General features: G+C 70.9%; 11 protein-coding genes. 3 read left to right on the forward strand and 8 right to left on the reverse strand.

The window, feature by feature from the left end; all coding sequences use genetic code 11:
* Positions 1–12 precede the first annotated feature (12 nt).
* From glpK to AB0L89_RS39080, 5 genes are all read right to left on the reverse strand, one after another.
* Entirely contained in the window at positions 13–1533 is a 1521-nt protein-coding gene (gene glpK, locus AB0L89_RS39060) for a glycerol kinase GlpK (protein WP_365152362.1), read from the reverse strand.
* A gap of 22 nt (positions 1534–1555) precedes the next feature.
* The gene (locus AB0L89_RS39065; RefSeq protein WP_055700988.1) at positions 1556–2311 is read right to left on the reverse strand and encodes an MIP/aquaporin family protein; all 756 of its coding nucleotides are present in this window, start codon (positions 2309–2311) and stop codon (positions 1556–1558) included.
* Between the two features lie 364 nt (positions 2312–2675).
* Positions 2676–3866 (reverse strand): lipid-transfer protein, encoded by a 1191-nt coding sequence (locus tag AB0L89_RS39070; RefSeq protein WP_365152364.1) that lies wholly within the window; start codon positions 3864–3866, stop codon positions 2676–2678.
* The gene (locus AB0L89_RS39075) at positions 3863–4309 is read right to left on the reverse strand and encodes a zinc ribbon domain-containing protein (RefSeq protein ID WP_365152366.1); all 447 of its coding nucleotides are present in this window, start codon (positions 4307–4309) and stop codon (positions 3863–3865) included. The genes AB0L89_RS39070 and AB0L89_RS39075 overlap by 4 nt, the downstream gene beginning before the upstream one ends.
* A gap of 182 nt (positions 4310–4491) precedes the next feature.
* Positions 4492–5298 carry a M15 family metallopeptidase gene (locus AB0L89_RS39080; RefSeq protein WP_365152368.1) on the reverse strand — a complete coding sequence of 269 codons (807 nt, stop codon included), beginning with the start codon at positions 5296–5298 and terminating at the stop codon, positions 4492–4494.
* Between the two features lie 73 nt (positions 5299–5371).
* Here AB0L89_RS39080 and AB0L89_RS39085 point away from each other — a divergent pair, with 73 nt between their 5' ends.
* A complete protein-coding gene (locus AB0L89_RS39085; RefSeq protein WP_365152370.1) occupies positions 5372–5902 on the forward strand; it encodes an NUDIX domain-containing protein in 531 nt (176 codons plus the stop codon).
* A gap of 49 nt (positions 5903–5951) precedes the next feature.
* Here AB0L89_RS39085 and AB0L89_RS39090 read toward each other — a convergent pair whose 3' ends face one another.
* Entirely contained in the window at positions 5952–8315 is a 2364-nt protein-coding gene (locus AB0L89_RS39090) for a glycoside hydrolase family 31 protein (protein ID WP_365152372.1), read from the reverse strand.
* 215 nt (positions 8316–8530) lie between these two features.
* Here AB0L89_RS39090 and AB0L89_RS39095 point away from each other — a divergent pair, with 215 nt between their 5' ends.
* A complete protein-coding gene (locus AB0L89_RS39095; RefSeq protein ID WP_365152374.1) occupies positions 8531–10516 on the forward strand; it encodes an acetoacetate--CoA ligase in 1986 nt (661 codons plus the stop codon).
* Between the two features lie 87 nt (positions 10517–10603).
* A complete protein-coding gene (locus AB0L89_RS39100) occupies positions 10604–11497 on the forward strand; it encodes a hypothetical protein (RefSeq protein ID WP_365152376.1) in 894 nt (297 codons plus the stop codon).
* A gap of 62 nt (positions 11498–11559) precedes the next feature.
* Here the strand turns inward: AB0L89_RS39100 and ptsP are convergent, their stop codons facing one another.
* Positions 11560–13230, reverse strand: coding sequence for a phosphoenolpyruvate--protein phosphotransferase (gene ptsP / locus AB0L89_RS39105; protein WP_365152378.1), 1671 nt, complete (start codon positions 13228–13230; stop codon positions 11560–11562).
* A gap of 77 nt (positions 13231–13307) precedes the next feature.
* Entirely contained in the window at positions 13308–13757 is a 450-nt protein-coding gene (locus AB0L89_RS39110) for a PTS glucose transporter subunit IIA (protein WP_365152380.1), read from the reverse strand.
* Between the last annotated feature and the right edge of the window lie 511 nt (positions 13758–14268).

Consider the following 14268-nt stretch of genomic DNA (forward strand, 5'->3'; position numbering starts at 1 on the left):
GGCCTCGCTCGGCTAGCCCTCGCCGTCCTCCAGCCAGCCGAAGCTCCGATCCACCGCCTTGTGCCAGTTGTGGAACTCCTTCTCGCGCGTGTCCGCGTCCATCTGCGGCGACCACTCGACGTCCTGCTGCCAGTGCGCCTTCAGCTCGTCGAGGTCGTTCCACACGCCCGTCGCGAGTCCGGCCGCGTACGCCGCGCCCAGACAGGTCGTCTCGGAGACCTTCGGGCGGATCACCGGCACCCCGAGGACGTCCGCCTGGTGCTGCATCAGCAGGTTGTTCTTGGTCATGCCGCCGTCCACCTTGAGGGTGGTGATGTGCACCCCGGAGTCCTGGTACATGGCGTCCACGACCTCGCGGGTCTGCCAGCTGGTCGCCTCCAGGACCGCGCGCGCGAGATGCGCCTTGGTGACGTAGCGGGTCAGGCCGGTGACGACACCGCGCGCGTCGGAGCGCCAGTAGGGCGCGAACAGACCGGAGAACGCGGGCACGATGTACGCGCCGCCGTTGTCGTCCACGCTCGCCGCGAGCGGCTCGATCTCATCGGCGCTGCGGATGATGCCGAGCTGGTCGCGGAACCACTGCACCAGCGCACCGGTGATCGCGATGGACCCCTCCAGGCAGTACACGGGCGCCTCGGAGCCGATCTTGTAGCCCATCGTCGTGAGCAGGCCGCTCTTGGAGGGGACGGGCCGGTGACCGGTGTTGAGGAGCAGGAAGCTGCCCGTGCCGTAGGTGTTCTTGGCCGTCCCCGTGTCGTAGCAGGCCTGTCCGAAGACGGCCGCCTGCTGGTCGCCGAGCGCGGAGGCGACGGGCACTCCGGAGAGCTGGCCCACGGCCGTCCCGTACACCTCGGCCGACGACCTGATCTCCGGCAGCACCGCCTCGGGCACGTTCATCGCGGACAGGATCGAGGCGTCCCACTGGAGGGTCTCCAGGTTCATCAGCATGGTGCGGCCCGCGTTGGTGACGTCGGTGACGTGCCGGCCGCCGTCGGTGCCGCCCGTGAGGTTCCAGATCAGCCAGGAGTCGATGGTGCCGAAGGCGATCTCGCCCCGCTCGGCGCGGGCCCTGAGCCCGGGGACGTTGTCGAGCAGCCAGGCCGCCTTGGGGCCGGAGAAGTAGCTCGCCAGCGGGAGCCCGGTCTGCTCGCGGAAGCGGTCCTGCCCGTCCGCGCCGCCCAGGTCGTTGCACAGGCCCGCGGTGCGGGTGTCCTGCCAGACGATCGCGTTGTGCACGGGCTTGCCCGTGGCGCGGTCCCACAGGACCGTGGTCTCGCGCTGGTTGGTGATGCCCAGCGCGCTCAGCTGGTCGGCCCGGAGCCCGGCCTTGGCGAGCGCCCCCGCGACCACCGCCTGCACCTTGGACCAGATCTCCGTGGCGTCGTGCTCCACCCACCCGGGCTTGGGGAAGATCTGGCGGTGCTCGCGCTGGTCCACGGCGACGATCGCGCCGTCCTGATTGAAGATGATGCAGCGGCTGGACGTCGTGCCCTGGTCGATGGCGGCGACGAATTTCTCGGAGCTGTCCGGCATGGCTACCCCTTGATGAGAAGACTCAGAAGGCTGCGTTGTAGATGAGCCCCGCGAGGGCTCCGCCGATCAGCGGTCCGGCCACCGGAATCCAGGCGTAGCTCCAGTCGGACGTGCCCTTGTTGGGGATCGGCAGGAACGTGTGCACGAGGCGCGGACCGAGGTCGCGCGCCGGGTTGATGGCGTAGCCCGTGGGCCCGCCCAGGGAGAGACCGATGCCGACGACCAGGAAGGCCACGATCAGCGTCTGCGTACCGGACTCGCCGAGCCCCTTGGTGAGTCCGAACGCGAGGATCGGCAGCACCAGCGCGACCGTCGCGATGGCCTCGGTGATGAGGTTCGCGACCGGGTTCCTGATCTCCGGGATGGTGGAGAAGATGCCGAGCGTCGGCGTCGGCTGGTGCACGCCCTCCGAGTCGCCCTTCGCGCCCCGCGTGACGTTGGCGTTGAACTGCGCGAGGTACACCAGGTACGCGAGGACGGCGCCGAGCATCGCGCCGACCATCTGCCCGAGCAGATAGATCCAGACCTTGTCCCATTTCCCGGTGTCGATGGCGATGCCCAGGGTGACGGCGGGATTGAGGTGGCCTCCCGAGAGCGGACCGGCGGTGTAGGCCCCCGCGAGCACACCGAAGCCCCAGCCGAAGGCGATGACGACCCACCCGGAGGCCTTCGCCTTCGAATGGCTGAGAGTGACGGCGGCGCACACGCCGGCGCCGAGCAGAATCAGGATCGCGGTGCCGATGACTTCACCGACGAAGATGTCCCCATTCGAGTACATGGCGGCTCCTAGGCCTTCGCCCGGGGCGGTGCGCCCCGGCTACTCCGTGAAGGGTGCGTTTCCCACGACTACTGCCTGGATACGCCCGGCTGACTCAGCCGGAGGCAGGGAGTCTCCCGCGCCCCGCCCGGCATCCATGACGAGCGTGCCGTCGCAGTCGAATCGCCCCTGGGGGATGCCCCGTCGAGCAGGCCTTTTCTGCCGTCCCATGGCGCGCGCAGGGGCCCTGGGCGCCGTGGAGCCAACGGTGCAAAGACGCCGACTGACACCCGGAAGTGTTCACCGATGGTGATGGAGCGTCAAGGTCGCGGACGGCAACGGTTATCCGGTGGGAGCGCTTCCCCCTGGAGTGCCCGCGATGGCCTCAGCGGACCGCCACGACCGACGAACCGTGCCCGAACAGCCCCTGGTTCGCCGTGATCCCCACGCGTGCCCCCTCGATCTGCCGCGCCCCTGCCGTCCCCCTCAACTGCCAGGTGAGCTCGCAGACTTGGGCGATCGCCTGGGCGGGCACGGCCTCTCCGAAGGAGGCGAGTCCGCCACTGGGGTTCACCGGTATCCGCCCGCCCGGCGCGGTCGCGCCCTCGCGCAGCAGCTTCGCGCCCTCGCCCTCGCCGCAGAGCGCGAGGTCCTCGTACCACTGCAGCTCCAGGGAGGTGGACAGGTCGTACACCTCGGCCAGGGACAGGTCCTCGGGGCCGATGCCCGCTTCTTCGTACGCCGCTCGCGCGATGGACGAGCGGAACGTCCCGTCCGCGGGCGGCACGGCCGCCGCCGAGTCCGTGGCGATGTCCGGCAGGTCGAGCGCCGTGGCCGGATACGTCGGCGTGACGGTGGACACCGCGCGGATGCGTACCGGGTCGGGCGCTCCGTGGCGGCGCGCGAAGTCCATGCTGGAGAGCACCAGGGCCGCCGCGCCGTCCGAGGTGGCGCAGATGTCCAGGAGTCGCAGCGGGTCGGCCACGACGGCCGACGCGGCGACCTCCTCGGGGGTGACGGCCTTGCGGTAGCGCGCGTTCGCGTTCAGGGCGCCCGCTGCCGCGTTCTTCACCTTGACCTGGGCGAAGTCCTCCAGGGTGTCGCCGTGCACGGCCATCCGGCGGCGGGCGTACAGCCCGAAGTACGCGGGGTTGGTCGCCCCCAGGACGCGGAACCGCAGCCAGTCGGGGTCGTCGTGCCGGTCCCCGCCTGCGGGCCGGAAGAAGCCCTTGGGCGCGGCGTCGGCGCCGACCACGAGGACCACGTCGGCCATGCCCGCGAGGATCTGTGTACGCGCCGTCCCGATCGCCTGGGCGCCGGACGCGCACGCCGCGTAGACGCTCGCCACCCGCGCGCCCTGCCAGCCGAGGGCCTTGGCGAAGGTGCCTCCCGCCACGTACCCGGGATAGCCGCCACGGACCGTGTCCGCGCCGACGATCGAGCCGACCTCGCGCCAGTCGACCCCGGCGTCCGCGAGCGCCGTGCGCGCCGCCGCCACGCCGTACTCCACGAAGCTGCGGCCCCACTTGCCCCAGGGGTGCATGCCCGCGCCCAGCACCGCCACCTCGCCGCTCATGCGCTCACCCCCACGGGACGCCAGTGCCAGGTCGTCCAGGTCGTCTCGTCGTCCTCGTTGAGCACCCCGGGGACGACCTCCACCTCCATGCCGACCTCCAGGTCGGCGACGGAGACCCCCGGAACCGACTGGCCGAGCACCACCATGCGCTCCGCGGCCAGCTCCACAGCGATCAACGTGTAGGGCTGCCAGGGAAGTTCCGGATCGGACACATAGGGCGCGGGCGGTCGATAGCGCCCGTCGGTGTACGACCAGACGCGCCCGCGCCGCGACAGCGGCACCTCGACCAGCTCGCCGCCCCCGCAGCCGGGATTGCGGCAGAAGGCGTCCTCGCGGGGGAAGAAGACGGCGGTGCACGCCGAGCAGCGCGTGCCCAGCAGCCGGAAGTCCTCACCCTCTCCGGCGAACCAATCGGCCACTACGGGTGTGCGCGTACGCGACACGGCTCCTCCAGGTGCTGTATCTGACGGAACGTCAGAAGTGTGCCATGGGCAACCGGATTTCGTTAGGGGGAGGAGCGGCACAGAACGGGCGAGCGCCGGAGAACCGTACGGCCCCCTGTCGCGTCCGAGTATCGGAGAGAGTGTCCGGGGCCGACGGGGGTGGTCCCGGACGCTCCACCGCCCTACCGGCCCGTCAGGGAACGCCGCGACACGGGGAAGTCGAAGTACGTGTCCGGGAACAGCTCGGGCTTGTGCGTGAAGTGCCACCACTCCTCGGGGAGATTGACGAAGCCCTCCTTGGCGAGCACGCCTCTCAGCAGATCCCGGTTGGCCCGCTGCACTCCCGTCACCCGGGGATCATCCGTGTGCGCCAACGTGTCGAAACAGTCGAACCCCGTGCCCATGTCCACGGTGTTGTCGGGGAACCGCTCGCTCTTGGGCCCGTAGCACGGCGTGAGCCGCTCCCCGGGGACGTACGGCCGCGTCGGCACGGCCGGCAGCCGCACCACCGTCAGATCCACCGTCGAGCCCCTGCTGTGCCCGGACTTCTCGGCGATGTAGCCGTCCGCGAACAGCCGCGACTTGTCGACACGGGGATAGAACTCGCCCTTCATGCGCTCATCGCCCAGATCCTCGGCCCAGCGCACGAAGTGGTTCACCGCCCGCTGCGGCCGATAGCAGTCGTACACCTTCAGGGAGTAGCCCTTGCGCAGAAGCGCGCGCTGCGCCTTGTGCAGTGCCTTCGCCGCGGGTTCGGTCAGGATGCACATCGGCTTCTTGTAGCCGTCGACCCGCTCACCCACGAAGTTGTGCGGGGTGAAATAGCGCATCTCCTGGATGATCGTCGGGTCGACGTCCCGCAGCGCCACGAACTCCTCGGGAGCCTTCGGCTCGGGCTTCGCGTGCGCGGGGGAGGGGGCGGCGGCCACGGCCAGCAGGGCGGCGGCACCGACGGCGAGTTTCCGCAGGGCGGGGAGAAGTCCTGTCATGTTCCCTGCGTCTATCAGGATCATGCCCGCCCGCGAAAGACCGACGCGTCGGCGATCGGATACAGTCCGCGGCGTGTCCGCATCTCCACAATCCCCCAACTCCGTTCCTGGCTCGCACTGTTCGAGCTGCGGAGCGCCGTACGAAGGCCCGTCGGCCGCCTGGCCCCGCACCTGCGCCGCCTGCGACGCCGTCGCCTACCGCAATCCGCTGCCCGTGGCGGTCGCCCTCCAGCCCGTGTACGACACACAGGGCACCGGCCTGGTCGTCATCACCCGAACCATCCCTCCCGCGCGCGGGGGAGTCGCCCTGCCCGGCGGCTTCATCGACGACCGGGAGGACTGGCGCGACGCCGTCGTACGCGAACTCAAGGAAGAGACCGGCATCAGCGCGCAGAGCCGCGACGTGCGCCTGGCCGACGCCATGAGCGCGCCCGACGGCTACCTCCTGCTCTTCGGCCTCCTCCCCGAACGCCCGGCCGCCGACCTGCCGCCGTCCGAGCCCACGGACGAGACCGAAGGACGGCACCTGCTGCGCCGCCCGGAGGAACTCGCCTTCCCCCTGCACACGATCGCGGCACGCGCGTGGTTCGAAGGCCGCTACTGACCTCGACAGCCCGGTCGCGGAGCGCTGCCCCGGTCCGCTCGGCCGGAGGTCAGCACTGACCCCGGCCGTCCAACCCCCTCACCCGCACCGGCCGCCCCGGTGCGGGTCCTTCCTCGCCGTCCCGCTCGACGACCACGCGCCCCTCGCTCCAGCGCGTCGTGTACCGCTCCAACGCGGCCTCCTCCCACCCGTCACCCGCGTCGGCGATCACGAGACCGCCTCCCGTACGCCCCTCGGCGGGAGCCCACGCCTCCAGCTCGATGCCACCGTCGCGCCCCCTCACGGGCAGCACCGTGCCCGCCCGCGCCAGCACCGGGACCCGCGACAGGGGAGCGTCCACCAGGACCCTCCCTGCCCCCGTGTACGCCTTCCCGGTCGCCGTGTCGTACCAGCGCCCCCGCGGCAGCCGCACCGACCGCCGCACCGCACCGCTCTCCAGGACCGGCGCCACCAACAAGGAGTCCCCGAGCAGGAACGCGTCCTCGCAGTCCCGCAGCGCCCGGTCCTCCGGGCTGCCCCACCACAAGGGACGCACATAAGGAGCACCCGTACGCCGCGCGAGATGCGCGAGCGTCACGAAGTACGGCAGCAGCCGCCTGCGCTCCAGGAGCGCCACGCGCGCGTGCCCCAGTACCTCGTCCCCGAACTCCCAGGGCTCGCGCCGCCCCGCGTCGATCGCCGCGTGCGTACGGAACAGCGGCAGATACGAACCCAGTTGGAACCACCGCAGATACAGCTCCGGCGAAGGGCTGCCGTCGAACCCGCCCACATCGGGGCCCGAGTACGGCACCCCGCACAGCCCGAGGCCCAGCACCAGCGCCAGCGACGCCCGCAGCCCCGGCCAGCCCGTGGACACATCGCCGGACCACGTCCCTCCGTAGCGCTGCATTCCCGCCCATCCGGAACGCGAGAACAAGAAGGGCCGCTCTTCGGGGTGCAGTTCACGCAGACCCTCGTAGCCGGCACGGGCCATCTCCAGGCCGTACACGTTGTGCGCCTCCCGGTGGTCCCCGCCGCGCCCCTCCAGACAGTGCCGCGCCGAACGCGGCAGCGTCGCCTCCCCGAACGTCGCGAACGACACCGGCTCGTTCATGTCGTGCCAGAACCCCGCGAACCCCTGGTCGAGACGCTCCCCGTACAGCCGGCCCCACCACTCCCGCGCGCGCGGGTCGGTGAAATCCGGATACACCGCCTCACCGGGCCACACGACACCACGCACCGGCCGCCCCGCCGCGTCCCGCACGAACGCGTCGGCCGCCACCCCGCCGTCGTACACCTCGACGCCGGGCTCGGCCTTCACCGCGGGATCGACGATCGACACCAGCCGGATCCCGTCCCTGCGCAACTCGTCCGCGAACTGGGGCAGTTTGGGGAAGCGCTCCTTGTCGACGGTGAACACCTGATGCGCGTCATAGTGATCGATGTCCAGATGCACCGCGTCCAGCGGCAGCCCGTGCTCCTGATAGCCCGCGACGATCCGCCGCACCTCCTGCTCACTGCCGAAGCCCCACCGCGCGTGATGGTGCCCCAGCGCCCACGACGGCGGCAGCGCCGGAGGCCCCGTCAACGACGCCCAGGTGTGCAGCACGCGCGCGGGAGTGCCCACCATCGCCCAGCACCGCAGCGGACCGCCGTCCATCCGCACCTCGCACGACCCCGGCCGGTCGTGCCCGGACCCGGCCCCCTCCTCGCCCTCGTGCACCCGGACCGACCCCTCCCACGTGTTGTCGTGGAAGATCAGATGCGCGCCGACGTCGGCCACCACCATCTGCACCGGCATCGTGATGTACAGCGGATCGTCCCCCGGCCCGAAGGACCCACCCGGATCGGTGTTCCACAGCCGGTACGTCCCGTCCCGCAGCCGCGGCCCACACGCCCGTCCGCCCAGGCCGAAGAACCGAGCGTCCGCCGCGACCTCCGACCGCTGCACCCAGCGCGCCTCACCGCCCTCGACCGGCTCCCACCAGCGCGGGGGAAGATCGCGCCGCAGCATCACACCGCCGGGCGTACGCAACTCGACGGCCCCGTACCGCGACACGACGAGCGTCGCGCGCTCCGACACCACCCGCCAGCCGCCCTCCTTGTCGGGCTCCAGGACGGCCCGGGGGTCCGGCTCCGGGCTCCCGCACGACAGCGCGTACGAAGGCTCCGGCCGCGCACCGTCCCAGCCCCAGAACACGGCACCGCCGGCCGTCACCCGCACCCGCAGCTCGGAACGGGCGAACCGCACCACACCACCGCCGGGCTCCGGCTCCACCCCCGTCACACCACCGGGCACCCGCGCGCGCTCCGCACCCCGGGGAGCCAGCCCCGTCGCGTCGGCCCGCCACCTGCGCCACGAGGAGCGCACCGTGCGCAACCCCTGCGCCGAGCCGACCGCCTTCACCGAACGCACCAGGTCACGACCGTTCATGCTGCTCACCCTGCCATCGAAGAAGCCACACGTGTGCTCCGTTCAACTGCCGTTCACCTGGAGCTACGGCACATGACCACAGGGCCGACTGTGTGGGGCACACCCTGGTGCGGAAGTCGATCACGTGGCATCGTCCCCTTCATCCGTGTTCACGCGCACACCCAGCCCGTGCGCACTCCACACGCATACGACGCGTACAGTCCGGGAGCCGCCCCATGACGTCCTCAGCGAACCCTGCGCCGCTCTGGCAGCCGAGCCCGGAGAGGATCGCGGACGCACAGGTCACGCGGTTCCAGGCCTGGGCCGCCGAGCACCACGGAGCGCCGGCCGACGGGGGCTACGAAGCGCTGCACCGCTGGTCGGTCACCGAGCTCGAAACGTTCTGGAAGGCCGTCACCGACTGGTTCGACGTCCGCTTCACCACCCCCTACGCGCGCGTACTGGGCGACCGAGCCATGCCGGGCGCCGAATGGTTCCCCGGAGCGACCCTCAACTACGCCGAGCACGCACTGCGCGCCGCCGATGACCCCACGCGCGCGGACACCCCCGCGCTCCTCCACGTCGACGAGAGCCACGACCCGCAACCGGTCACCTGGGCCGAACTCCGCCGCCAGGTGGGCTCCCTCACGGCGGAACTGCGCGCTCTGGGTGTACGTCCCGGAGACCGCGTCAGCGGATACCTGCCGAACATCCCGCAGGCCGTCGTCGCCCTCCTCGCCACCGCCGCCGTCGGCGCCGTGTGGACCTCCTGCGCACCCGACTTCGGCGCCCGCAGCGTCCTGGACCGCTTCCAGCAGGTCGAGCCGGTCGTCCTGTTCACCGTCGACGGCTACCGCTACGGCGGCAAGGAACACGACCGCCGCGACACCGTCGCCGAACTCCGCTCCGAACTGCCGAGCCTGCGCGCGGTCGTCCACATCCCGCTCCTCGGAACCGACGCCCCCGAAGGCGCCCTGGAATGGTCCGCCCTCACCGCGGCGGACGTGGCACCCACCTACGAAGCCGTCCCCTTCGACCACCCCCTGTGGGTGCTGTACTCGTCCGGCACCACCGGCCTGCCCAAGGCGATCGTCCAGTCCCAGGGCGGCATCCTCGTCGAGCACCTCAAGCAGCTCGGCCTGCACTGCGACCTCGGCCCCGACGACCGCTTCTTCTGGTACACGTCGACCGGCTGGATGATGTGGAACTTCCTCGTCTCCGGGCTCCTGACGGGCACCACGATCGTCCTCTACGACGGCAGCCCCGGCTACCCCGACACCGGCGCCCAGTGGCGCATCGCCGAACGCACCGGAGCCACCCTCTTCGGCACCTCGGCCGCGTACGTCATGGCCTGCCGCAAGGCCGACGTCCACCCCGCCCGCGACTTCGACCTCTCCAACGTCAAGTGCGTCGCCACGACCGGGTCCCCGCTGCCCCCCGACGGCTTTCGCTGGCTGCGCGACGAGTTCGCCGACACACCCGGCGGCCTGTGGACGGCATCGGTGAGCGGCGGCACCGACGTCTGCTCCTGCTTCGCGGGGGCCGTACCCACCCTCCCCGTCCACATCGGTGAACTCCAGGCCCCCTGCCTGGGCACCGACCTCCAGTCCTGGGACCCCCAGGGCCAGCCGCTGACCGACGAGGTCGGCGAACTGGTCGTCACCAACCCCATGCCCTCCATGCCCATCCACTTCTGGAACGACCCGGACGGCACCCGCTACCACGACAGCTACTTCGACACCTATCCCGGAGTCTGGCGGCACGGCGACTGGATCACGCTCACCTCACGCGGCTCGGTCGTCATCCACGGCCGCTCGGACTCCACGCTCAACCGCCAGGGCGTCAGGATGGGCTCGGCCGACATCTACGAAGCCGTCGAACGACTCCCCGAGATCCGCGAATCCCTCGTCATCGGCGTCGAACAGCCGGACGGCGGCTACTGGATGCCGCTCTTCGTCCACCTCGCCGAGGGCGCCACTCTCGACGACGGCCTGCGCGACCGCATCAAGCGGACCATCCGCGAACAGCTCTCGCCCCGCCACGTCCCCGACGAGGTCATCGAAGTCGCCGGCATCCCACACACTCTCACCGGCAAGCGCATCGAGGTCCCCGTCAAGCGCCTCCTCCAGGGCACCCCCATGGACAAGGCGGTCAATCCGGGCTCGGTCGACAACCTCGACCTCCTCGAGTTCTACGAGGACCTGGCCCGCAAGCGCGCCTGACCCCCGGCGTTCTCCCGGCTCAGCGGTCGTTGTCAGTGCCTCTCGTTACTGTGAGTGAGCATTGATCGACCGAATGCAGGGGGAACCATGGCGCACAGCCGCAACGACACGATGCGACGCGCACTGCGCCGCGAAGTCGCCGGGACCATCGGCCTGTTGGCCGACCAGGAGGACTTCGCGGCGATGCGCCGCTACCGCACCTTCACCTTCGACGACCACGAGACCTACCTCCAGCAGGTCGAGGACCTGCTCAGAACCCTGGCCTCCCAAGGCGGACACACCACCGTTGCCCTCTTCGACCCCGAGGAGTTCGCGGAGTACTGCGCCGAGACGGGCCTGGAGCCGGACACCCCTGACAGCCGCACACGCTTCACCTCCGTACTCGCCTCGGACGGCCCCACCGTCCCGTACGAGGGCCAGCCCCTCGCCGACCTCGTCCCCGACCTCGTCGACGAAGCGGTCCGCCAGGCCACCTGGGAGTACGCGACGATGGTGCTCGCCCGCTCCGGCACCTGCGCGACCTGCGGCGAGGACATCGGACGCGCCGCGTTCGCCCGCGCCTCCGCCCTGATCACCCGCGCCCTCGACACCTCCGGCCCCGGCACCCGGCACCTGGTCTGCAGCGTGCCCTCCGACGCCGACACCCTCCTCGCCGCCCTGCACGTCGAGGTCGAGGCCGACGGTCGCGCCCGCCTCGAGGAGAGCGAGGCCCTGGAGTTCACCACGGTCCTCGCGGTCGGCATCGCCACCCGTCGCGCGGCCGGCATGGTCCTGCGCTCCAGCGCCACCGGCACCCGCGACCGCGTCCACGGCTGGCGCATGAGCGGCGGACGGCTCCGCCCCCTCACCGCGGCCGAGGTCTTCGACGCGTACTGCACGGACGCCGTCTCGGGCGAACTGGTCGCCCCCGAATCCGGTGTCGACTACTGCGCCGCACCCGACCTCGAAGCCGACGAGCCCGAAGGAGGCCACACCCACTGAACGCCCTAGGGGCGCCCCACCACATCGGTGGGACGCCCCTCGGAGACAACGGAACCGTACGGCTACTCGCCGGACAGCACCGCCTGAGCGGCCTTGCGGGCCTCCTCGGCGGTGTCCGCGGCACGCGCCGCCGAAGCGGCACGCTCGCACTGCGCCAGCGTGTACTTGCCGAGCGTCGCACGCACGTAAGGAATGGACGCCGAACCCATCGAGAGAGAGGTGACACCCAGACCGGTCAGCACACAGGCCAGCAGCGGATCCGACGCGGCCTCACCGCAGACGCCACAGCTCTTGCCCTCGGCCTTCGCCGCCTCGGCGGACAGCGCGACCAGGTCGAGCAGCGCGGGCTGCCACGGGTCCTGGAGCCGGGACACGGCGCCCACCTGACGGTCGGCGGCGAACGCGTACTGCGCCAGGTCGTTGGTGCCAAGGGACAGGAACTCGACCTCCTGGAGGATCGAGCGCGCCCGCAGCGCGGCCGACGGGATCTCCACCATCGCGCCGAACTTCGCCTGCAGCCCCGCCTCGCGGCACGCGTCCGCGAACGCCTTGGCGTCGGTGCGGTCCGCGACCATCGGCGCCATGACCTCGAGGTACACGGGCAGCCCCTCGGCGGCCTTGGCCAGCGCGGTCAGCTGCGTCCGCAGCACCTCGGGGTGGTCGAGCAGCGACCGCAGCCCACGCACGCCGAGCGCCGGGTTCGGCTCGTCGGCCGGGGTCAGGAAGTCCAGCGGCTTGTCGGCGCCGGCATCCAGCACACGCACGACGACACGGCCCTCGGGGAAGGCCTCCAGCACCTTGCGGTACGCCTCGACCTGCTTCTCCTCGGACGGCGCCTTCGTGCTGTCGTCCAGGAACAGGAACTCGGTGCGGAACAGGCCGACACCCTCGGCACCCGCCTCGACGGCCGCCGGCACATCGGCGGGACCGCCGACGTTGGCGAGCAGCGGCACCTTGTGCCCGTCGGACGTGGCGCCCGGCCCGGTCGACGCGGCGAGCGCGGCCTTGCGCTCGGCGGCGGCGGCCTCGAGCTGCTCCCGCTTCTCCGCACTCGGGTCCACGAAGATCTCACCGGTGCTGCCGTCGACGGCGACGACCGTGCCCTCGGCGAGCTCACCGGCACCCGGGAGCGCGACGACGGCCGGTACCCCGAGCGCACGCGCGAGGATCGCGCTGTGGCTGGTGGGCCCGCCCTCTTCGGTGACGAAGCCGAGCACCAGAGCCGGGTCGAGCAGCGCGGTGTCCGCGGGCGCGAGGTCCCGCGCGATCAGGACGTACGGCTGGTCGCTGTCCGGCACACCCGGCATCGGAACGCCCAGCAGCCGCGCGACGATGCGGTTCCGCACGTCGTCGAGGTCAGCCACCCGGCCCGCCATGTACTCACCGGCACCGGCCAGCAGTTCGCGGTAGTGGGAGAACGCGTCGTAGACGGCGCGCTCGGCCGTGCTGCCGACCGTCACGCGACGGTCGACGTCGGACATGAGCTCCGGGTCCTGGGCGATCATGGCCTGCGCCTCGAGCACCGCCTGGGCCTCGCCGCCGGCCAGATTGCCGCGTGCAATCAGGTCGGCCGCCACAGCTTCCACGGCCTGGCGAGCGCGCCCCTGTTCGCGCTCGGCCTCCTCCGCGGGAATCTGCTTGGCCGGCGGCTCGAGCACCGCCGTTCCCATGTGCCGAACCTCGCCGATCGCCACACCGTGGCTCACGCCGACGCCTCGCAGCGTTGTCTCCATTTCACCCGTCTCCGATAGTGCGACGGGCCCAGCCGCCGCGGTGGTTGTCCTGCCTGCCGTCAGCGACGGCGATGACGTCACTGCCAGCTGAAGAGAGCGTCGCCGGCCTTCACGTCGCCCGCCTCTACGAGGTCGGAGAGGGACTCGGCCGTGGCCTCGAGCGCCACGATCGGGCACACCGGGGACTTGCCGGCGGCCTCGACGGCGGCCGGGTCCCAGCGCACGACGGCCTGGCCGCGCTGTACGGTGTCGCCCTTGTTGACGAGCAGCTCGAAGCCCTCGCCGTTGAGCTGAACGGTGTCGATGCCGAGGTGCGTCAGCACGCCGTGACCCTGATCGTCGACCACCACGAAGGCGTGGGGGTGCAGAGAGACGACGATGCCGTCCACGGGAGAGACGGCCTCGGAGGCCTCACGCACAGGATCGATGGCCGTGCCAGGCCCGACCATCGCGCCGGAGAACACGGGATCGGGTACAGCAGAGAGCCCAATGGCGCGTCCTGCAAGCGGGGACGAAACGCTGGTCATGGCAAGCCTCCCAGGGGGTGGAGATTCAGGGTCGCCGTCACTGCCTGTCCTGGACGGCGCACTGTTCAGAAGGGTAAGTCATAAGAAGTCCCGGTTCCGCACGAGAGGTCCCGGTTGGCGGACGTAGAGACAGTGCACAAACGATTTGCGCCCGCCGGGGACCCGATGTAGAGTCGGTCTTCCGCTTGAGGCCGTGGGACGCAGAACAGCGTCCGGTCTCCGGCGGCATCCTTCAGATCAGATCCTATCTCTGGGTCCGGTTCCGCATGTCTGCGGTGACTGTGGTCAGAGAGTCGAATGAGACCTGATAAAGTCGGAGCAGCCGAAAGGCAAAGGCCCTCCAACGGCCACCGGAAATGAAATCCGAACCGGGAACGGAACGGAAAACGGATCTGGTAGGGTTGGAAACACGAAATACCGAAGGGAAGCGCCCGGAGGAAAGCCCGAGAGGGTGAGTACAAAGGAAGCGTCCGTTCCTTGAGAACTCAACAGCGTGCCAAAAGTCAACGCC

Origin of the sequence: Streptomyces sp. NPDC052114, from assembly GCF_040680155.1 — a bacterium.
Classification (GTDB): domain Bacteria; phylum Actinomycetota; class Actinomycetes; order Streptomycetales; family Streptomycetaceae; genus Streptomyces.